The 19,904-nt window shown below is 64.7% G+C and carries 26 protein-coding genes; 15 read left to right on the top strand and 11 right to left on the bottom strand.

Annotated elements, in window-relative coordinates:
• Positions 1–7 precede the first annotated feature (7 nt).
• The 12 genes from QMG80_RS13855 to QMG80_RS13800 all read left to right on the top strand — a co-directional run bounded on the left by QMG80_RS13855 (position 8) and on the right by QMG80_RS13800 (position 9,479).
• The gene (locus tag QMG80_RS13855; protein ID WP_085773340.1) at positions 8–622 is read left to right on the top strand and encodes a LysE family translocator; all 615 of its coding nucleotides are present in this window, start codon (positions 8–10) and stop codon (positions 620–622) included.
• Between the two features lie 204 nt (positions 623–826).
• Entirely contained in the window at positions 827–2,011 is a 1,185-nt protein-coding gene (locus QMG80_RS13850) for a D-alanyl-D-alanine carboxypeptidase family protein (protein WP_085773339.1), read from the top strand.
• A complete protein-coding gene (gene tmk, locus QMG80_RS13845; RefSeq protein ID WP_085773338.1) occupies positions 2,008–2,682 on the top strand; it encodes a dTMP kinase in 675 nt (224 codons plus the stop codon). The genes QMG80_RS13850 and tmk overlap by 4 nt, the downstream gene beginning before the upstream one ends.
• Complete coding sequence (locus QMG80_RS13840; protein WP_085773337.1) at positions 2,679–3,746, top strand: DNA polymerase III subunit delta'; 1,068 nt, start codon at positions 2,679–2,681, stop codon at positions 3,744–3,746. Before tmk ends, QMG80_RS13840 begins: the two co-directional genes overlap by 4 nt.
• A 70-nt stretch (positions 3,747–3,816) precedes the next feature.
• Entirely contained in the window at positions 3,817–4,422 is a 606-nt protein-coding gene (locus QMG80_RS13835; protein ID WP_245300006.1) for a DNA-deoxyinosine glycosylase, read from the top strand.
• Between the two features lie 431 nt (positions 4,423–4,853).
• Entirely contained in the window at positions 4,854–5,555 is a 702-nt protein-coding gene (locus tag QMG80_RS13830) for a hypothetical protein (RefSeq protein WP_085773336.1), read from the top strand.
• Between the two features lie 333 nt (positions 5,556–5,888).
• Entirely contained in the window at positions 5,889–6,587 is a 699-nt protein-coding gene (locus QMG80_RS13825) for a hypothetical protein (protein ID WP_085773335.1), read from the top strand.
• 304 nt (positions 6,588–6,891) lie between these two features.
• Positions 6,892–7,227, top strand: coding sequence for an AtpZ/AtpI family protein (locus QMG80_RS13820; RefSeq protein ID WP_085773334.1), 336 nt, complete (start codon positions 6,892–6,894; stop codon positions 7,225–7,227).
• Between the two features lie 64 nt (positions 7,228–7,291).
• On the top strand, positions 7,292–8,053 hold the full coding sequence (locus tag QMG80_RS13815) for a F0F1 ATP synthase subunit A (protein ID WP_085773333.1): 762 nt from the start codon (positions 7,292–7,294) through the stop codon (positions 8,051–8,053).
• Between the two features lie 48 nt (positions 8,054–8,101).
• The gene (locus QMG80_RS13810) at positions 8,102–8,323 is read left to right on the top strand and encodes a F0F1 ATP synthase subunit C (protein ID WP_085773332.1); all 222 of its coding nucleotides are present in this window, start codon (positions 8,102–8,104) and stop codon (positions 8,321–8,323) included.
• A gap of 68 nt (positions 8,324–8,391) precedes the next feature.
• Complete coding sequence (locus QMG80_RS13805; RefSeq protein WP_158658905.1) at positions 8,392–8,976, top strand: F0F1 ATP synthase subunit B family protein; 585 nt, start codon at positions 8,392–8,394, stop codon at positions 8,974–8,976.
• Between the two features lie 14 nt (positions 8,977–8,990).
• Positions 8,991–9,479: a F0F1 ATP synthase subunit B family protein gene (locus QMG80_RS13800; protein ID WP_085773330.1), complete on the top strand. Its 489-nt coding sequence runs from the start codon at positions 8,991–8,993 to the stop codon at positions 9,477–9,479.
• A gap of 227 nt (positions 9,480–9,706) precedes the next feature.
• On the opposite strand, the gene QMG80_RS13795 is transcribed toward QMG80_RS13800, so the two are convergent.
• From QMG80_RS13795 to mtnC, 8 genes are all read right to left on the bottom strand, one after another.
• Positions 9,707–10,594: a hypothetical protein gene (locus QMG80_RS13795; protein WP_085773329.1), complete on the bottom strand. Its 888-nt coding sequence runs from the start codon at positions 10,592–10,594 to the stop codon at positions 9,707–9,709.
• Positions 10,591–11,145, bottom strand: coding sequence for an invasion associated locus B family protein (locus QMG80_RS13790; protein ID WP_085773328.1), 555 nt, complete (start codon positions 11,143–11,145; stop codon positions 10,591–10,593). The genes QMG80_RS13795 and QMG80_RS13790 overlap by 4 nt, the downstream gene beginning before the upstream one ends.
• A 292-nt stretch (positions 11,146–11,437) precedes the next feature.
• On the bottom strand, positions 11,438–11,623 hold the full coding sequence (locus tag QMG80_RS13785) for a YgaP family membrane protein (RefSeq protein ID WP_085773327.1): 186 nt from the start codon (positions 11,621–11,623) through the stop codon (positions 11,438–11,440).
• 70 nt (positions 11,624–11,693) lie between these two features.
• Positions 11,694–12,371: a Crp/Fnr family transcriptional regulator gene (locus tag QMG80_RS13780; protein WP_245300005.1), complete on the bottom strand. Its 678-nt coding sequence runs from the start codon at positions 12,369–12,371 to the stop codon at positions 11,694–11,696.
• 109 nt (positions 12,372–12,480) lie between these two features.
• Positions 12,481–12,735 carry a hypothetical protein gene (locus tag QMG80_RS13775; RefSeq protein ID WP_085773325.1) on the bottom strand — a complete coding sequence of 85 codons (255 nt, stop codon included), beginning with the start codon at positions 12,733–12,735 and terminating at the stop codon, positions 12,481–12,483.
• Between the two features lie 88 nt (positions 12,736–12,823).
• A complete protein-coding gene (locus QMG80_RS13770) occupies positions 12,824–13,771 on the bottom strand; it encodes an aldo/keto reductase (protein WP_085773324.1) in 948 nt (315 codons plus the stop codon).
• A 53-nt stretch (positions 13,772–13,824) separates the two neighbouring features.
• Complete coding sequence (locus tag QMG80_RS13765; RefSeq protein ID WP_085773323.1) at positions 13,825–14,154, bottom strand: 2Fe-2S iron-sulfur cluster-binding protein; 330 nt, start codon at positions 14,152–14,154, stop codon at positions 13,825–13,827.
• A gap of 9 nt (positions 14,155–14,163) precedes the next feature.
• Positions 14,164–14,844 (bottom strand): acireductone synthase, encoded by a 681-nt coding sequence (mtnC, locus tag QMG80_RS13760; RefSeq protein ID WP_085773322.1) that lies wholly within the window; start codon positions 14,842–14,844, stop codon positions 14,164–14,166.
• A gap of 277 nt (positions 14,845–15,121) precedes the next feature.
• On the opposite strand from mtnC, the gene hfq reads away from it, so the two are divergent.
• Positions 15,122–15,382, top strand: coding sequence for an RNA chaperone Hfq (gene hfq / locus QMG80_RS13755; RefSeq protein ID WP_085773321.1), 261 nt, complete (start codon positions 15,122–15,124; stop codon positions 15,380–15,382).
• Positions 15,383–15,525: 143 nt separating this feature from the next.
• The gene (gene hflX / locus QMG80_RS13750; protein ID WP_085773320.1) at positions 15,526–16,905 is read left to right on the top strand and encodes a GTPase HflX; all 1,380 of its coding nucleotides are present in this window, start codon (positions 15,526–15,528) and stop codon (positions 16,903–16,905) included.
• A gap of 19 nt (positions 16,906–16,924) precedes the next feature.
• Here the strand turns inward: hflX and QMG80_RS13745 are convergent, their stop codons facing one another.
• Genes QMG80_RS13745 through QMG80_RS13735 form a run of 3 tightly spaced genes read right to left on the bottom strand, consistent with a single transcriptional unit; the run spans position 16,925 to position 19,158 of the window.
• A complete protein-coding gene (locus QMG80_RS13745) occupies positions 16,925–17,950 on the bottom strand; it encodes an amino acid ABC transporter substrate-binding protein (protein ID WP_085773319.1) in 1,026 nt (341 codons plus the stop codon).
• A gap of 34 nt (positions 17,951–17,984) precedes the next feature.
• Positions 17,985–18,623 (bottom strand): L,D-transpeptidase, encoded by a 639-nt coding sequence (locus tag QMG80_RS13740; RefSeq protein WP_085773318.1) that lies wholly within the window; start codon positions 18,621–18,623, stop codon positions 17,985–17,987.
• Between the two features lie 52 nt (positions 18,624–18,675).
• Positions 18,676–19,158, bottom strand: a complete 483-nt coding sequence (locus tag QMG80_RS13735) for a hypothetical protein (RefSeq protein WP_085773890.1) — start codon at positions 19,156–19,158, stop codon at positions 18,676–18,678.
• Between the two features lie 145 nt (positions 19,159–19,303).
• On the opposite strand from QMG80_RS13735, the gene QMG80_RS13730 reads away from it, so the two are divergent.
• Complete coding sequence (locus QMG80_RS13730) at positions 19,304–19,903, top strand: plasmid pRiA4b ORF-3 family protein (RefSeq protein ID WP_085773317.1); 600 nt, start codon at positions 19,304–19,306, stop codon at positions 19,901–19,903.
• Position 19,904 lies beyond the last annotated feature (1 nt).

Genomic DNA, 19,904 nt, shown 5'->3' with positions numbered 1-19,904 from the left:
GGCCGTGATGACCGCATCTCTTTTCATTTACGCCGGAACCTTGGCGCTTGCCGCGGCCACGCCGGGTCCCGCAATCGTCTCGATCATCACCACAGCCATCGCAAGGGGTTGGAAGCCCGCTGCGGCCCTCGCTCTAGGGGTCGCCCTCGGCGACCTTCCTTTGGCAATGCTCGTCCTGCTCGGTTTGGCCTTCGTCGCGCAATATCTCGGGTGGTTCTTCGGGCTGATTAAACTTGTGGGCGCCGCCTATTTATTGTGGCTGGGCTTGCAGCTTTGGTTCTCGAAAAACGAAGCTATCGACAGCTCAGAATCGGTAGAGACGCGCGGCGCCCGGGATTTTCTCATGGGATTCGGCATTTCGCTCGGCAATCCGAAGGCGATATTCTTTCACGCTGGCGTGATGCCGCTGTTGCTGGATTTGGGCCATGTGACGGCTCTGGAAGTCTACTCCGTGGCTCTCATCATTCTTTGCGTCGATCTCGGGGTATGTTTCGGCTACGCCATTGCCGGGGTCCGGGCGCGCGGCTTTTTTCGGACTCCACGACGTGTGCGATTGATGAACCGCGCCGCCGGCTCAGCCATGATCGGAACCGGGATACTCGTTGCGTCTCGCAGCGCGTGAGGGAGGCTCGGACGTGGCGCCGTCGTCCCACGCGCTGCGCGGCGCCCGGGCTGCGCGGGATTGAAACCGATTGCCCGCGAGCCGAAGGACTGGAGGGCAAGAAGTTCCCAAGGCGCCAACCCTTGCAACCGATTGCATTATTATGCGAGGCGCCGCATGTTCTCCGCGCCGTGCTCCCCGACGGCCGCAACGTGATCGACGCTCATGAGCAAGTTGAGAGCCCTCCTCGCCGCCGCTTTCGCGGCGCTCCTGCTTCACGCCCCCGCCTACGCGCAAAATTTCCAGACCGGCTTCGCCCATGCGATCCTGATCGACGCGAACTCCGGCGCGGTCCTCTACGAGAAGGGGGCCGACGATCTCGTCGCGCCGGCCTCGACCGTGAAGATCATGACCGCCGAGCTCATCTTCCATGAGCTGAGCGAGGGCCGCCTCAAGCTCGACGACGAATATGCGATCTCCGATCACGCCTGGCGCGACGGCGGCGCCAAGTCGCATGGATCGGCGATGTTCGCCAATGTGAACTCACATGTGCGAGTCGAGGATCTCATCCGCGGCCTGGTGATCGTCTCCGGCAACGACGCCGCGATCGCGCTCGCCGAGGGCAATGCCGGGTCCGAAGAGGCCTTCGTGATGCGCATGAACAAGCGCGGGAAGGAGCTCGGGCTCACCAAGTCGAGCTTCGGCAATCCCTGGGGGAAGGCCCTGCCCGATCAGCAGGTGACGGCGCGCGAGATGGCCCTCTTGGCCGAGCACATCATCAACGATTACCCTCAATATTATCACTACTTCGGCGAGCGGGAGTTCTTGTGGAACAAGATCAAGCAGCCCAATCGCAATCCGCTGCTCAACATGAACATCGGCGTCGACGGGCTGAAAACTGGCAACATCGATGAGAAGAGCGGCTACAACATCATCGCCTCCGCAGTGGAGGAAGGCCGGCGGCTGATTCTCGCGGGCTTTGGAGCCAAGACGGCCAAGGACCGCGCCGAGGAGGCGCGCAAGCTGCTGCAATGGGGCTTTCGTAATTTCGAAGACAAATTCCTGTTCAAGGCCGATGAGCCGATCGGCTCGGCGAAAGTCTATGGCGGGACCCAAGGCTCGGTTCCCGTCGCGACGAAAATGGACCTGCGCGTGCTGCTGCCGCGCACGAACCAGGACAAGCTTTCCGGGCGCATCGTCTATGAGGGGCCGGTCGTTGCGCCGGTCCAGGCCGGACAGAAGATCGGGCGCGTGGAGATCAAGCGCGGCGCCAATGTGATCCTCGAGCAGCCGGTTTATGCGACCGAAAGCGTGGAGCAGGGCTCGTTGCCGACGCGCGCCTTCGACGCGGCCTATGAATTTGCGGCCGCGACGATCCACGATCGCCTCGATCGCCTCAAGAAGAAATGAACGCGCTGGGGCCGCACGCGCCCGGGCGCCTGATCACCTTTGAAGGCGGCGAAGGCGCCGGAAAGTCGACGCAGATCCGCCTTCTGGCGCAAGCTCTGGAGCGGGCGGGGCTGCCTGTCGCCGTGACTCGAGAGCCGGGCGGCACGCCTTTCGCCGAACGCCTGCGCGAGCTCCTCCTCGATCGCAAGACGCAGGACCTCAGCCCCCTGAGCGAGGCGCTGCTCTTTGCCGCCGCCCGGATCGACCATGTCGATAAAGTGATTCTTCCTGCGCTGCGCGAAGGGGCCTTCGTGCTCTGCGACCGTTTCACCGATTCGACGCGCGCCTATCAGGGCGCGATGGGGGGCGCGGATATGCGCCTGCTCGAGCTGCTCGAGCGGATCGCCTTGGGCGAGCGCCAACCCGATCTCACCATCATTCTCGATCTGCCCCCCGCCGAGGGTCTCGCGCGCGCAAGCCACAGGGGCGGCGGGGGGGACCGTTTCGAAGCCCGAGAGCTCGCCTATCACGAGGGTTTGCGGCGAGCCTTCCTCGACGTCGCCAGACGCGAGCCCATCCGCTGCCGCGTCATCGACTCGACGCGGCCGAAGGCGGAGGTCGCGGCGGAAATCCTGCGGCTTGTGTCGAGCCGCTTTCATGCGCCGCTCCTCGACGGGCTCGCGGCGAGATGAGCCGCGACGCTGCGGGGCCGCCCGAAAGCGATCGCTTTCCCGGCGCGCCGCATCCGCGTGAGAACCTGAGCTTTTTCGGCCATCCGGCGGCGGAGCGCTCGCTTCTCGACGCCTATCGCCGCGACCGGCTCGCGCAGGCCTTCATCCTCGGCGGACCGGAAGGCGTCGGCAAAGCGACGCTCGCCTGGCGCTTCACGCGCTTCCTGCAAGCCCATCCGGACCCCAAGGCCGCAGCGGTGCAGGAGGCGTCCTCCCTCTTCGTGCCTCCCGAAGCGCCAGCGGCGCGACGCATGGCCGCGCAGGCGCTTCCCGACGTCTTCTGCTTGCGCCGAGCCTGGAACGAAAAAAGCCGGAAGCACTACACCGAGATCAGGGTGGAGGACGTCCGCGAGGTCACGCGCGCCTTCCACAGCGCCTCGGGCGTCGGCGGCTGGCGCGTCGCGATCGTGGACGCCGCCGACGAGCTCAACCGCTCCAGCGCCAACGCGCTTTTGAAGATCATCGAAGAGCCGCCCGAGCGGGCGATCTTTCTGCTCGTGGCGCACCGCCCGGCGCGCATTCTTCCCACCATCCGCTCGCGTTGCCGCAAGCTGGCGCTGGAGGCGCTCGCGCCCGACGAGATCTCCGCCGCGACGCGCAGCCTCGGCGCGCCCTGGGCGGAGCTGTCGGATTCCGAGATATTGCGTGCGGCGGCGGCGGCGCAGGGCTCGGTGCGCGCCGCGCTGCGCCTGTTGGACGGAGAGGGCTCGGCCTTCGACGCCACGCTGCATGCGCTCTTTGCCGCTTTGCCGCGGGTCGACTGGCCGATTGTGCATGCGCTCGCCGACCGGCTGACCGGACGCGACAATGAGGAGGCTTTCGAAGGTTTCGTGCGCGCGCTGCAAGGCTTCCTCGACGCCCGCGTGCGCGCGGGAGCCGTACGAGGCGCGGCTGCCGTGATCGGCTACGCCGAAGCCTTCGACGAGATTTCGGCCGCCGTGCGAGAGACCGAGGTCTTCAACTTCGACAAAAAGGCGCTCATCGTCTCGATCTTCGCCAGGCTTGAGCGGGCGGGGAGGGGGTGAGGGGCGTGGGGCCTGGTGAGCAAGCGGCGACTAAAGCGCGCCTCGTCCGAATGGCTGGAGCGGAGCCGGCGTGCGGCTTCTTGACGAGACCGCGCGAGAGCGCCAGCCGGGCAAGATGACCCGCTCCTTCGGCTTCCCGCCCGTCGCGCGCAAGGATGCGCGCGTGCTGATTCTCGGCTCGCTTCCAGGGCAAGCCTCGCTCGCGGCGCGCCAATATTATGCGCAGCCGCAGAATAGTTTCTGGAAGCTGATGGGCCGGCTTTTCGGGGCCGGTCCCGAGGAGCCTTACGAGGAGCGGTTGCAGCGCCTCGTCGACGCGCGCGTTGCGCTCTGGGACGTCTGCGCCAGCGCCAAGCGGCCCGGGAGCCTTGATCAGAGGATCGATAAAAGCAGCATCATACCCAATGATTTCAGGATTCTATTCGAGACGCACCCGGAGATCGGGGCGATCTTCTTCAACGGCGCAACGGCCGAGCGGCTCTTTTTGGCGTTGGCGCGCCCGACACTTCCTGACGTCCTTTCCGGAATAGCGATGAAGCGGCTGCCCTCGACGAGCCCGGCGCATGCGGCGGCGAGCTTCGCACAAAAGCTCGAAGCCTGGCGGGAGGTGGCCATGGCCGTAACGCCAGGGATCGCCGCTGAAGCGCATCCCCCTGTCGGAAACACTCGTCCTTGATCGAGCGAAGCGGCAAGGCCGGGTTGTCGTCATGAGATTCGACCCGCTCGCGCCTCTCGCGCCTGAATCGACGCCTCTCAGCGCTTCCGCAGCTCGATGGAAATATATAGGTACTTTCACCTATCCAAGCGCAAAAGGCCTCCATATGCTTTTTGTGTTCTACGTATTAGTACCGATCCTGAATTCATCGACACGTGTTATCGTTCTAAAATGCTACGTATATTCCCTTATATGGATGCTTTCATACGTAATTGTACTTGTGTGTGGCATTTATGCCACAGTCTATAGAAATTTAATCTATGAGTACAATGCGGATTGATTTGCGGGCATCGACTGGTAGCGTCGCCTGCGGTCCTCATCGGAGGAGGCGGGCCTTTATGCCCGCGACTTTTTTTTGAGGGCTTTCTAGAAAGCTTGAACAGGAGATTCTGATGAAAAAGCACTTCTACGTGCTGGCGACGGCGAGCGCTTTCGCGCTCGGCGGCGCCACGGCGGCGAACGCTATCGTCGTCGACCTCACCGCAGCAACAGACTTCAGCGGCACCTTTGTCGCCACCTCCAGCAGCACATTGGTGGAAATCGGCGGCCCCGCCGGAGTCACCGGCGTTCAGCAGCAGGACAAGCTGTTTGACCACTTCGCCTTTACAGCTGGTGACCTGATCCAGTTTACCTTCAACCACGTGGGGACCCAGGACTTCCACACGATCACCATCGACAATCCCACATTTTCGACGGTGGGCGGTTCGGTCGGCTATACCGTTTCCGTGACGTCGCCGCTGGCCGTTCTCGACAGCGTCTCGGGCGCCGTCGTGCAAACGCAAGGTAGCGTGCACGTGCTCACGACGCTCACGCCCAACGTCGGCGCCGCCGGACCTCTCGACTTCAACGTCACCGCGCCCCCGCCAGTCTACACCGGAACCACGGTGGCTAACTTCGCGCCCGGCACCACCTCGGTCGGCGTGGTGGACACGTTGACGCCGGGTCTTGGGGGAAGCACCGTCTCTGCCGTCTCGAACAGCTTTGTCGAGACCCTCGCATCTCCCGGCCCGGTTCCCGGCGCCGGCCTCGGCGGCATGGTTGCGCTGCTGGGTCTGGGCCTCCTCGCCCGGGCGCGCGGCCTCGCGGCGCGCTGATCGCCGACGTCAGCCGGCTTAAAACCGAGCGCCCAGTCCCTCGCGGGGGCCGGGCGCTTTTCGTCGCGAGGCACGCGCCGAAGCACAAAGCCCTTTCGACGCCGTTAAGGCGCCGCCTTCGACAAGGCGGCGCGGCGGCGCAATGCGGCGGCGAGACGCTTCGCGTTCACGCGCATTTTGCGGACTGTGGCGCCAAAGCCACACTCTCAATAAATTCTCACTGGCGCCGACTTCCCCTGCGTTGACTGTGAAGCAGTGTTCGAGGAATGTCCCCTCAAGTCTCGCGCAGGCTGCGTGGGTTTCACTGAAACACTAAAGAAAGCGGCGATTATCATGCAGACAACCAAACTCTCTCTCGTCGCCGCGGTGGCGGCGTTCATCGCGTCTCCCGCCGCGGCGGCGAGCGTGGACATCTCGGGCCTCACCAACGCCGATATCCAGGGCTATACGAACGGGAGCAACTATCCGCTCGGCGGCAGCACCGTCACGATTAGCGGAATCGGCTTCCAGCTCACCACGTTGAACGGAAACCCGAACAGCACCGGCGTGATACAGACGCCTTCCGGCGATTCTTCCTTCACGATCAACGTCAACCAAGCGAACGTCGGCACGGTCTACACCTTGATCAATTCGGGTTTTGGCGTTCTTGCCGGACAGAACGGCGCGCTGGTTTTCGCCGACTCGGCCGGAGACTCCTACACTTACAATCTGACCGAAGGTGACAACGTCCGCGACCACTATAACGGGCTCTACATCAATACTGCGCCAAATATCTTCGGCACGGCGCAGTTTAATGGCGACGTCCGTCTCGACGCGCAGAAGATCGTGCTCCCGGTCGGGTTCGACAGCTCGACGCTGACGACGATCACCTTCGAGGGGTTGAACGCGGGAATAGCGGGTGGCGAGCCTTTCCTAGCCGCGATCACCACGCAGACGGCCGCGGCGCCCGGCCCGACGCCTGGCGCCGGCTTCGCGGGAATCGCTGCGCTCCTCGCTTGGGTCGCTTTCGGCAAACGCCAGCAGCGGGCCTGAGAGTTTCTCTTCTATCTGATTTGAGGCGCGGCGGCTCGCAGAAGCCGCCGCGCTTTTTTGCGCGAGCGGATGGGCCGCGACAGGGCGGGGCCGCCTCAAGGAGAACGCCTGAATTTCCGGCGGGGAGCCGGGGAAAATGCCGGTGTCTTTGGCTTGACTTCGATCCGTCGCGTCAATATGGTCCGCGCGGTTTTGGACGGTTTGCCGCATTGCGGCGCCATCCGCGTCAAACCCCTCAGCCTCGAGGATCTGACGAGCCCCGCCGGGAGGTTTCTCTGCGGCGGCCGGCGCGGGGAACCTTGGGATGAGCGACGATCCGGAAAAGAAAGAGGCCGAACTCCAAGCGCGCTTGGCGAAGCTCGACGAGGCCTTGAGAGCACGCGACGCGCGCGAGGCGGAAAGGGCGAGTGAGCTCAGTCCGCAGGCGAGCGGTTTCGCGAAAGCGATGAACGCGGGCCTCACCGTCTTTTCCGAATTCGTCGCGGCCGTCATCGTCGGCGCCGGCATCGGCTGGCTCGTCGACTATTGGACCGGCGCGAGGCCTTGGGGTCTCGTTGTCTTCCTCGGGCTCGGCGCGGCGGCGGGGTTCTGGAACATCTATCGCCTCGCCTTGCGTCAGCAGGCGAGGGGCGAGGAATAGAGATCCGCGCGCTTGCGCGCTTACGACGAACAGCGGGCGGGCCGCCGTCCGGAAAGGTTTTGAGATGGCTGTCGAGGGGGGAAAACCCAATCCGATCGAGCAGTTCGAGCTCGTGCGATTTTTCGAGCATCGCATCGGCGACATCGAGGTCTCCTTCACCAACGCCTCGCTCTATATGTTGATCGTCGCCTTGGGCGTCGTCGCGCTGATGGTGTTCGCGACGGCGGGCAAGCGCGTCGTGCCGACCAGGATGCAGGCGGCGGCGGAAATGCTCTATGAGTTCGTCGCCGGCATGGTGCGGCAGGTCTCCGGCGAAGAAGGCATGCGCTTCTTTCCTTTCGTCTTCTCGCTCTTCGCCTTCGTGCTCATCGCCAATCTGATCGGCCTCGCACCCTACACCTTCTCGGTGACGAGCCAGATCGTCGTGACCTTCTCCTTCGCGATGCTGGTGATGCTGATCGTCGTGGGCTACGGCATTTACCGGCACGGCTTCCACTTCTTCGGCCTTTTCGTGCCGCATGGCGTGCCGAAGCCCGTGCTCGTCGCGCTCGTGCCGATCGAGATCATCTCCTTCCTGTCGCGGCCGATCTCGCTCTCGGTGCGTCTCTTCGCCAATATTCTCGCCGGGCACATCACGCTCGCGGTGTTCGGCGGCTTCGTCGCGCTGCTGCTCGGCGCCGGCGTCTGGGCGGTGCTCGCGCCGGTTCCGCTCTTGGCGATCACCGCGCTCTATGCGCTGGAGCTGCTCGTGGCCTGCCTGCAGGCCTTTGTCTTCGCCACCCTCACTTGCGTCTATCTCAACGACGCAATTCACCCGGGCCACTGATAAATATCCAACAACAAATGGTCGCCCTATCTCGAAGGAAGCATAAAAATGGCTACTGAACTGCAACTCGTCGGCGCGGGTCTCGCCGCGATCGGCACCGGCGCGGCGGCGATCGGCGTTGGCATCATCTTCGGCAACTTCGTCAATGGCGCGCTGCGCAACCCATCGGCGGCCGCGGGCCAGTTCACCAATGCGATCATCGGCGCGGCGCTCGCCGAAGGCCTCGGCATCTTCGCCTTTCTGATCGCGATCCTGCTTTATCTGAAGTAGGACCAAGGAACGCCTTCATGCGCGCGCCACGAAGTTGGCGCGCGCCTTCTTATTTGGAGCCGCCATCCATGACTTCCGACGCTTTGGCGCAGGAATCGCCGCAAGAGTCCTCCACCGAGACCCACGAGGGCGTGGTCGTAAACGGCGGCCCGCATGAGGGGGGCCACTTCCCGCCCTTCGACGCCACGAACTGGGCGCCCCAATTCGTCTGGCTCGTGCTTATTTTCGGCTTGCTTTACCTGCTGATGTCGCGAATCGCGCTGCCGCGCGTCGCCGGCATTCTCACGACCCGCGAGACGACCATCAACACCGATCTCGACGCGGCGCGGGCGAGCCAAGCCAAGGCGCAGATCGCCGCCAAGCACAATGACGCGACGCTCGCCGCCAAGAAGGACGAGGCGCAGGTCATCGGCAGAGAGGCGCAGGCGAAGGCCGCCGCCGAGGCCGCAGCGCATCGCGCCGCCGCCGAGCAGAAGCTCGCGCAGGCGCTGGCCGCCGCTGAGCAGCGCATCGCTGCTGAGAAGGCGGATAAGATGAAACATGTCGAGGGCGTCGCCAGGGAAGCCGCCGCGGCGATCATCGCCAAGCTCACCGGCGCTGAAATCGACGCCGCGGCGATCGACGCCGCCGTCCGCTCTCTGTCCGCCCGCTGAAGGAAGGCCGCGCCATGGATCTCCAACATCTCGAGGCCGAAGTCTTCGTCGCCATCGGCTTCGCCCTCTTCATCGGCATTCTGCTGAAGATGCGCGTCCCTCACATGCTTGTCGGCGCGCTCGACAAGCGCATCGACAAGGTGAAGGGCGAGCTCGCCGAGGCCCAGCGGCTGCGCACCGAAGCCGAGGCGTTGCTCGCCTCCTTCGAGCAGAAGAAGGCGGAAGCGGAGGCCGAGGCCGCCGCCATCGTCGCCCAGGCCAAGAAGGAAGCCGAGATGATCGCCGCCGAATCGCGCAAGCGCCTCGACGAATGGGCGTCCCGGGGCGACAAGCAGATCGCCGACAAGATCGCGCTCGCGGAGGCCCAGGCCATCGCTGAGGTGCGCGCCGCCGCCGCGGACGCCGCGACGAAGATCGCCGAAGCCGTTATGCGCGCCCATCCCGCGAGCGGCGACGCCCTCGTGAACGAGGGAATCAGGGGATTGAAGGCGCTGCGGGCTTAGCGTCTCCTGCTCGAGCGAAATCGTTCGAGCGGCAAGGAATCGCGCTAGCGAATTCCGCAAAATTCTGTCGAGTTTTGCGGAATTCGCTCCTCATCGGGGCGCGCTCTCTAATTCAAAAACCGAGAGTGTGGCCTGACCTGAAAGCCGACTCGATAGTGCCTCGGTCAATGGCGAGGCTTCGCGCCGAGGCGCGCGCCTTCACGACTTCCGCCTGCAGCAGAGCGAGATTATCCGCCGTGCTTGTGGGGCTTTTTCGCGCCGCCCTCGTTCTTGGCCGCACCCGCGAAGCCGACTAGGATCTCGTAATCTTCCGCGGCCTTGGAGTTGACGAAGGGCGCCGTAAAATCCTCGACGAGCAGGGTGAAGTCCGCGCGCGACTGATTGGCGGGGATCGTCGCCCCGACGCGATAAGTCTTCTCGCCCAGGACCTCATTGTCGCTCTTTCGCCGCAGAGCGACCCGCAGCGAGCCGAAATAGCCGCCGGGCTTGCCGGCCGGGCCGAGCATCGCCGCTCCGAGCAGTCCGACTCTGAGCGAGACGTTCTCCCTTTCCGCGTCGAGCGCGCATTCGCGCGCCATGCGCGTAATCGAAATTTGATAAGCGACGCTCGAAGCGTCGGCGCCGGGAGGCGAGCGCATCTCAGCCCCGGCGCCGTCGACGACGATGTCGGGGCATTCCACGATTTCCCGCTTGGCCTTAACCTCCTCGGGGTCCTGGGCCCCCTTGACGAGTCCCAGCATGCGAAGCACGCGGCTCGTCTTGCGCGGCTCGTCGGGCTCGTCCTTCCGCCGGGCGGGCGCGGTCGCGGGCGTCGAAGCGGGCGCGCCATTATCACCCCCGAGCCCGAACATTTGCATCATGCGCTTCGTGAGGGGTCGCGATTCTTCGGCCTGCGGGGGCGGAGGCGGCGCGCTCTGCGGGGGAGCCGCCGGCGGGGCGGCCGTCTCGGAAGCGGGAGCCTGCTGACCGGCGCCGAGCCCCAACATCTGCATCATACGGTTCGAGAGCGGCTCCGAATCCTCCGCCTGCGCGGCCCCGAGCGCTGCGGCCAGGGCGCAAGCCGCGATGGATGCCGTCAGCGGGCGACGCCGCAGAATTATAGGCATTTTGCTCATGGCAGCTTGACGAAACCTTCCTTGAAGCCCGAGAGCGCGATGGGCAGTCCGACGCCCTTCTCAGGCGTCTCGTGGACGATGAACGTGGCGGTCTTGCCGGCCTTCAACTGATCGATGAGCTTATCGTCCAGGATCGCCTCCGCGATGCAGCCGTGCGTGTTGCAGCGCGCAAAGCCCGTGTTGCCGATCTTGGTCTCGTCGATCATCAGGCCGAGGCCCGTCGGCAGCAGCACGCCGAGCGGCGCGATGATCCGCATGAGCCGTTGCTTGCCCTCGTTGAGCTTCATGACCAGCACGATCAGATTGAGGCCGGGAACATCCTCGGCCGAGACCCGCTGGACCAGAGCGCATTGCTGCTTGCTGGCGCCCGGAGGGGTCTCGCAACGAAGGTCCCAATCGCCAAATTTTCCCTTGAAGTCCTCGGCCAGCGCCGGCTGCAGGGAGCCGGCGGCGAGCATGATCGCGAAGGCGCTCGCGAAGAGCATGGCCCCGGCCGCGGATCCGAGCCGTCGGGGAAAAGGGCGCCGCCGCGCCGCGCCAAAAGCGAGCATAGAATCTCCCTGCAGGGGCGCGACCGCAGCGTCGCGCCGCGATCCGCATTGGAACGCCTGCATTGGGCTTTAGTAGGGCGCAGAGTCAAGGCGCTGCGAAACGAGCGGCAGCGCGATCAGCGATCAGTTGAGGGGAGGGCAGACCCTCGGCGTTCAGGACGCGCCCGTTCAGAAGAAACCCGACGCGTCCTTGGTCCGATGTATGGCGCCAAGGCGCATTCCGCTCAGCAATCTCCCGAGCGACGCAACTTCACACGACGCGGGAGCGAATTCCGATCATGGAAGCCTTCGCTTATTTCTCGCAGGTCTTGATCCCGAAAGGCAGATAGGCCGGGCACCAGCCGATCGCCGCGGTCGCCAGCGGCACGATCCCGATCCATCCCCAGACCGGGAGAAGGCCGCCGAGCGTCGCGCCGATCAGTCCAAGCCCGACAAGGAAGCGCAACGCGCGATCAATCGTTCCGAGATTCTTCGTCATCGCGGGACTCCTGTTGCTACGAGATGTCCCGTTACCTTCCGTCTCCTGCGCCGCGCCGTCGGCGACAAAATCACGATGCAGCCTCGTCATGGACGATTCGTCGCAGCGCTTCGGGCTGAAGGAGTCGAACGCCGCCGCGATGGAGCTCGATCCACCCGCTGCGCTCGAAGTCCTTGAGCTTGCGGCTGACCACTTCCCGCGCCGTGCCCAACTCGACGGCGAGCTCTCGATGCGTCGCGGCGATCGCACCATCCTCGCCGACCGCATCGAGAAGTCGTTGCGCCAAGCGGCGGTCGATTCGCTCGAAGGCGACCTCCTCGATCCGCGCCAGAAGGCTTGCAAGCCGGGCGCTGAAGGTGCGGAAGACGAAGTCGCGAAAGCTCGCGGAGGAGGCGAGCAGCTCGCGGAAGTCGGCCTTGGGCAGGACTTTCGCGGTCACGTCCGTTTCCGCGATGGCCTCGGCGTCATAGGCGGCGTCGCGCATCAGGCAGGCCGTGGTGATCACGCAGGTCTCTCCGGGGCCCACGCGATAAAGGGTGATCTCGCGGCCGTTCGCGCCGGTCTTCTGCACGCGAATGCGCCCGGAGACCACGATCGGATAGGCCTCGCAGGGGAGGCCCTGCCGAAAGATCCAAGCGCCAGCCGCGGCGCGCAAGGGTGCGCCGCGCCGCGCGAGCGCAGCCTTCGTCGCTTCGTCCAGAGCCGGCGAAAGGAGGTGCGGCTCATCCAACTCGCCGATTCGCGCCAATTTTGCCTCCGCTCGAGCCATCTTTAGGCTTATGCCGCGTTTCCGGCGTGAATTTCAATCAGCGGCGCCCACTAAGCCGCGCCGCGCGAAGCGGCTTTTTGTCGCCCGCTCAGGAAGGATCGAAATAGTCGATCTTCTTCTCTGGGCTGCGGTCCGGGCAGGGAATCTCCTTGAAAATCACCTCGGCGAGCGCCTTGATGCCGGTGTTGGTGCGAAGCGACAGGCGGTAGGGGTCGGTCGTCCAGCTCTGATAGGTCACGATCCCGCGCACGATGTTGATGATCGTGTATTTCTCCGAATTCTCCGCGCCTCCCCTCGATCGGTAGCATTTGCCAACCTGAATGTCTTCTTCCTTGATCGGCATGGGATCTCCCTCGCGCTCGCCCCCACGGGCTCGATGAACGAAAAAGACGCAACATTGAGGCCAGGGTCGAGCCCATATGCCGCCCGCGTCAGGCGCTCACCAGATCGAGGCGCCTCAGGCTGCGCGCGTCGAGCGCGAGCGTCGTCGCCCCGAAAATCTCTTCGAGCTGCGCGAGACTCGTCACGCTGACGATCGGCGCGCTCACGCCCGGTTGCGCCATGAGCCAGGCGATGGCGACCTGCGCCGGCGTCGCGTCAAGCCTTCGCGCGGCGCTGTCGAGCTCGCTCAAAATGTCGAGGCTGCGATCGTCGAGAATTCGGGCGACGGGGGCGCCGCGCGGTTTCCCGACAGTATCAGCGATCGAGCGATATTTGCCGGTGAGGAAGCCCGCCTCAAGGGCGCGAAAAGGCAGCACGCCCAGATCCTCTGCGACGCACAGCGCCTGCAATGCGCCCTCGTAAAAGCCGCGGGTCACAAGGTTGTAATGCGGCTGCAGGCAAGAATAGATAGGCAGGCCTTGGGCACGCGCCGTCTCCAGCGCTTGCGCGAGCCGTGGCGCGGAGAAATTGGAGGCGCCGATCGCCCGCGCCTTGCCGCTCTGCACGAGGCTCGCGAAGGCCTCGAGCGTTTCCTCCATCGCGACGCCCGTATCGTCGAAATGCGCTTGATAGAGATCGATCCTGTCGGTGCGGAGCCGCCGCAGCGAGTCCTCGGCGGAGCGGATGATATGGGCTTTGGATAGCCCCTTGCCGACACCGGTCATGGCTCCGCCGACCTTGGTCGCGATCAGCGCTTTCTCGCGTTTGCCCGAGGCCTTTAGCCAATTGCCGATGATGATCTCCGACTCGCCGCCGCAATGGCCTTCGACCCAGGTGGAATAAGTGTCGGCGGTGTCGATCAGCGAGAAGCCGCGGTCGATGAAGGCGTCGAGAAGCCTATGCGACGTCGCCTCGTCCGCCGTCCAACCGAGGACATGAGCGCCGAGCGCGAGCGGCGCGCAGGATAGGCCAGAGCGACCGAGCTTTCGTTGCTGCATGAAGAAAACCGCGGCGGAACTAGAGCGCGATGCGACGGCGGAATGCGGCCGGCTCAGATATCATCGAGGTTCTCGGGCGCGATCGTGACATGCATCCCGTCGAGCGCCGCGTCGAATTTGATCTGGCAGGCGAGTCGCGACGTCATCCGCCGCTCGCCGGCGGTCGCCAGCATCCGGCTTTCGTCGGGGCGCATCGGCGGGAGCGTCACGCCCTCGCGCGGGGACACATAGACATGGCACGTGGCGCAGGCGCAGGAGCCGCCGCATTGCGCGACGAGCTCTTCGGCTCCGGAGCGGCGAATCAGCTTCATCAGCGTCACGCCGTCCTTCGCCTTGACCTCGCTTCGCGCGCCCTCGCGGGTCTCCAGTGTGAAGCTCGCCATGGGCGCCCTCTAAAATTGCAAAGAGGTGAAATCCGGGCTCGCGGGATGGCCGCTTTTCTCCGCGCCGTCGCGCATGAGGCGGGCGGTCGCAAGGCCCTCGGATCGGGCGGCGTCCAGTTCCTCCTCATTGCCGGAAAGCAGCAGGATCGCGCCCGCGGGCAGCGCCAAACGCTCGACGAGATCGCGATAGGAGCCGGGCTCGATCTTCTGCCCGAACGTCGTGTCGAGGAAGCCCTCGAAGAGCGGCGTCAGATCGCCATAGGGCGTGTGAGCCAGGAGCATTCTTTGAGCCTCTTCAGACTGGGACGAATAGACGAACAGCCGAAGACCCGCGGCGGCCCAAGCTCTGATTGCCTCGGCTGCGTCCGCGTAGAACTCGATCTCGAGCGCGCCGGCCTCATGGGCCTCTCGCCAGACTCGGCCCTGAAGATATTTCAGCGGAGATGCCTTGCGGTCCTGTTTCATCCAGCGCAGCAGCAGCGCCTCGGCCTCGGCGGGTTTCAAATCGAATCCGCCCATCAGCCGCCCGGTTTCCTCGAGCGCCGCTTCTACCTCTTCTTCGTCGGCATGGGCGGCGATGAAGGCTCCGAGTTTCTCGCGCGCCAGCGGCGCGAGAGTCTGGGTGAGGAAGCTCATCGGCAGGGCGGCGCCTTCCAGATCGATCACGATGGCGCGGATGGACTCACTCACGGCGGCCGCTCCGTTCAGCGGTGGGGTGTCGTCTGCATTCCATTGTCGCGCGCGCCCCCGATTTCTGGCCCATCACCTCCGTTCGGACAGGCAGGATCCGTGCCGCAGCGCGCTCTCTCCGCCTGCAACCGGTGAATTTCTGCTCAATGCGACGCTGTGGCCTCTTGTTATGTCTTGCGCGTTGCAGCAAGTCGCGCTCTAATATCAGACTACGATCGGGGGTGACGACCTCGAGGCGGCGCTCGACGCCGCCCAATGAACAAGAACAGGACGGCGAATGTCGGAACGCGCGCAAAACCTGCAGGACACGTTTTTGAATTTTGTTAGAAAAAACAAGGTCCCGCTCACGATCTTCCTGGTCAACGGCGTCAAGCTCCAGGGGATCATCACTTGGTTCGACAATTTTTGTCTGCTGCTTAGACGCGACGGTCACTCTCAGCTCGTCTACAAGCACGCGATCTCGACAATCATGCCGGGCCACCCCATTCATATGTTCGAACCTTCCGAGGAAGGGGAGATCAACGAAAAGACGCGCTAGCTCCGCTTTGCGGGGGCGTTCTGCAAGTTTCTCGCTGAGCGCTCTAGCCGGGAGACCTCGGCGTGACCATTATTTGAACCATTGATCACGGCGTTCCCCGCGTTCCGCCAGGCGCCAAGTGATCCAGGAGAGTTCCCGCCCGTTTGAAGGACAACGCTTCCAACTCACACGCCGTCTCGCCGAAGCCACAGCGAGGCGAGAGGACTTCCGCGCTCGTCGTCGGCCCTTATCCGCCGCGGGGTCCGAAAGACGGTGTCGGGCGCGAGCCCGCGGCGCGACTCGAGGAGGCTGCGGGCCTGGCGCTCGCGATCGATCTCGACGTGCGGCGGGCGATTCTCGTTCCGTTGGCCGACATGCGGCCTGCGACCTATCTCGGCAAGGGCAAGGTCGAGGAGATCGGCGAGTTCGTCCGCGAGGAGGAGATTGCGCTCGTCTCCATGGATTGCGCGCTCTCGCCGGTGCAGCAGCGGAACTTGGAAAAGGCCTGGGGCTGCAAGGTCATCGACCGCACCGGTCTCATTCTCGAGATTTTCGGGCGGCGCGCACGCACGCGGGAGGGCGCGCTGCAAGTCGAGCTCGCCCATCTCGGCTATCAAAAGTCGCGGCTCGTACGCAGTTGGACCCATCTGGAGCGCCAGCGCGGCGGCTTCGGCTTCCTCGGCGGTCCCGGCGAGACGCAGATCGAGACCGACCGGCGTCTCATCGAAGAGCGCATGCGCAAGATCGAGCAGGAGCTCGACAAGGTGAAGCGCACGCGCGGCCTGCATCGCAAGACGCGCCGCGACGTCCCGTTCCCCGTGGTCGCGCTCGTCGGCTACACCAACGCCGGCAAATCGACGCTCTTCAACAGGCTGTGCGGGGCCGGGGTCTTCGCCGAGGATCTCCTCTTCGCGACGCTCGATCCGACGGTGCGGCGCATCCGCCTGCCGCATGGCGCCGTCGCGCTGCTCTCCGATACGGTGGGCTTCATCTCCGACCTGCCGACGCTGCTGATCTCTGCCTTCCGCGCGACGCTCGAGGAGGTGACGCAGGCGGACCTGCTCTTGCACGTGCGCGACGCGAGCGGCGAGGATTTCGAGGCGCAGGCGCGCGACGTCGAGCAAATTCTGACGGAGCTTGGCCTATCCGGCGAGAGCGCCAAGCCTACGATCGAGGTGTGGAACAAGATCGACGCGCTCGATTCGGAGCGCGAGGCGGCGCTGCGGCTCGCGGCGCGGGCGAATGAGAAACCCGTGGCGCTGGTCTCGGCGCTTACGGGCGAGGGGATCGAGCCGCTGCTCGAGCGAATCGCGGCGCTGCTGGGCGAAGCGCGAGAAACGCGCGAGGTCACGGTGGCCGCAGAGGATGGCGCCGGACTCGCCTGGGCCTATGCGCATGCCGAGGTGCTGTCGCGCCGGACGCTGCCCGATGGCGCGCAGCGCCTGCAGCTGCGCGTGCCCCCAAGCCGGGCGGGCGAACTCGATCGCAAGTTCCCGCAAGGCGCGCCGCCTGGGCGCGCGCCGCGGCGGGGCAGGACAGTTTAGCGCGGGAGTATCTCGACCCTTACCGGATCGGCGGCGCGTATTGAATGCCGCCCATGGTCCAGAGATGGTTGAGGCCGCGCGTGATGCCGAGCGGCGATTTGGCCCCGACGTTGCGGTCCAGCGACTCGCCATAATTTCCGACCGCCTTGACGACGTTCACCGCCCAGTCGGGAGAGAGGCCCAGCTCCTTGGCGGAGTCGCCCTCGGCGCCGACAAAGCGGCGGACGGACGGCTTTTTCGACTGTTTCGCATCTGCGATATTGGCCGAGGAAATCCCGAGCTCCTCGGCGTTCAACATCGCGTAATTCACCCATTTCACGATTTCAAACCACTGCATGTCGTCCTGGCGCACCGCCGGCCCCAAGGGCTCTTTGGAGATGACGTCAGCCAGGATCGCATGCTCCGCTTTCTTCGAAAGCTCGAGCCGCCCGGCGTAGAGCTGCGACACGTCGGAGGTCACGACGTCGCAACCGCCGGTCTCGTAAGCCTTCAGCATTTCCGGCAAGGTTTCGAACCTTACCGCCTCGAATTTCATCCGATTGGCTTCGAAGAAATCCGCGAGGTTCGCCTCGCTTTCCGTGCCGTTCTTGAGGCAGACCTTGCTGCCGCCGAGCTCCAGAGCCGAGGTGATCTTGCGCCGTTTGGGCACGAGAAATCCCTGGCCGTCGTAATAATTGACGCCGACGAAGGCCACGTCGTGATCGGCTTCGCTGGTTATGGTCCAGGTCGAGTTGCGCGCCAGCAGGTCGATTTTTTTCGTCTTGAGCGCATCAAATCGCTCGTCCGCGTCGAGCGGGACGAAACGCACTTTGGCCGGATCCGCGAGCACCGCCGCGGCGACGGCGCGGCAGAAGTCGACGTCGAAGCCCGACCAGGAGCCCTTTTCGTCGACGATCGAGAAGCCGGGGATGCCGGTGCTGACGCCGCAGACGAGCTCGCCGCGGTCCTGCACGCTCTTCAGCGTCGTCGCGCGCGCCGCCGCCGGAAAGGCGAAGGAGAGAGCCGTCAGGACAAGAAACGACGTTCCGATGGCGAACAACCGCATGATGACCTCGCTTGGCGATATGCGTTTGAGGGCGCTAGAGCTTGGGCGCCTGCTTGACGACGATGCGTGTGCCGACCGGCACGCGCTCATAGAGATCGATGATGTCGCTGTTCACGAGGCGGAAACATCCCGACGACACGGCGTGGCCGATCGTCTGCGGTTGGTTCGTGCCATGGATTCGATAGATCGTCTGGCCGATGTAAAGCGCTCGAGCCCCCATCGGATTGCCCGGCCCGCCGGCCATGAAACGCGGCAGATAGGGCTGGCGCTCGATCATCTCCGGCGGCGGTCGCCAGTCGGGCCATTCCTGCTTGCGGGAGATCTTGTGCTGTCCGCCCCATTGGAAGCCGTCGCGGCCGACGCCGATGCCGTAGCGCATCGCGCGATTATTCTCCATCACAAGGTAGAGGAAGCGCTCGTCGGTGTGGACGACGATCGATCCCGGCGGTTCGTTCGTGCGGAAGAAAACTACCTGCCGTTCGAGCGGGCCGGTCAATTGCTCCTCGGCCGCGTCCGGCACATATCCCGGCTGATCGTCGATCTGCATTTCCTCTTCGGCGGCCTTGGCGCTCAGCGTCGGCGCTACGGCCGGCAGCACGAGCAGGCAGGCGCAGGCGAGGAAGAGCAGGCGCCGTAGGATCGAGCCCTGGGGCGTGGATTCCGTTTGTCTCATCTCGACCTCATTGGACAGGCGCGTCTCGAAGAGACGTCCGGCGCCTTCGCTCTCAAGCGCAGCGCACGTAGATCATCACGCCGTAGCGATTGGCGTTGTCCGGATTGACCCATCTCACGCTGAAGGACCTCGCCGAGACCGCGAAGACCTCGCGATCCTCAGGAGCGCCGGGCGCTCCCGGCAGGCCGACAAAATTGGCGCCGCCAGGACCGCCCTTGAGAACGAGCTCTTGCGGCTCGGGCACGTCGGCGAGATGCATGATGACGCCGCCGTTCGGTCCGCGCTTGATGACATAAGGGTTGTTGCACTGGCGCTTCGCCTCGCTCTCGGTGCGGGGGCGGTCGCTGTCGCGGTGATAGGCCGCGAGACCCCAGCTCCCGACCAGAGCGTCGGGAGAGATCGACGCCGGCGCTGAAACGACGACCGGGGCCGGCGGCGCCTCCGGTCCGCTGGTGACGCAGGCAGAGAGCAGCAGAAGAGAGCACAAAAGCGCTGCGGAGGCCGCGCTCTTATCGGCCGACTTCCATCGAAACATAAGAACCACCCCTTTGTGGTCGGCCGCGCGCATTCCAGTAGTTTTCGCTCTTAACCTAAAGCGAAACGGATGGGAACCGCGGCGACCCCGCCGCCATGCCGCCTTGCCGCTGGCCAGCTGAGCCAGAAGCCCGTAAACTTGCGCGATGACCGCCGTTGCTATCCTGCGCCTCAAAATCACCCTCGATGGCGTCGAGCCGAAAGTCCTGCGTTTCGTCGAGGTTCCTCTTGGCCTGAAGCTCGACCGCCTGCATCTGACGATCCAGGCGGCGATGGGCTGGACCGACAGCCATCTCTATGAAATCCGCGCCGGAAGCCTCAGATGGGGCCTCCAAGATCCAGATTGGCCCGATGGCCCGCTCGACGCGCGCAAGGCCAAGCTCGAAGACCTTCTCGAAGACGGACGCGTCAAGACGCTACGATACCTCTACGATTTCGGCGACGGCTGGGAGCACACCGTCAAGATCGAGCGCCTCGTCGACGCCGAAGCCGGCGTTCTCTACCCACGGCTTCTCGCGGCAAGTGGGCGCTGCCCGCCGGAAGATTGCGGCGGCCCTTGGGGCTATGGCGAGATTCTCGAAGCCCGTGATGATCCGAAGGACCCTCGCCATGCCGAGATCAAAGAGTGGATTGGCGAGGACTTTGATCCCAAGGTGGTCGGCTTTGAGGCTCTCGCGAGCGACGTGGCCGCGCTCGCAAAAAAATGGGCGCGCAAACCGCCCGCAAAGCGCTCGAAGGCGAGCTGAG

Source organism: Methylocystis bryophila, from assembly GCF_027925445.1.
GTDB lineage: Bacteria > Pseudomonadota > Alphaproteobacteria > Rhizobiales > Beijerinckiaceae > Methylocystis > Methylocystis bryophila.
The sequence above is the reverse complement of the archived record's forward strand: the minus strand, read 5'-3'. Positions and strand labels throughout refer to the sequence as shown.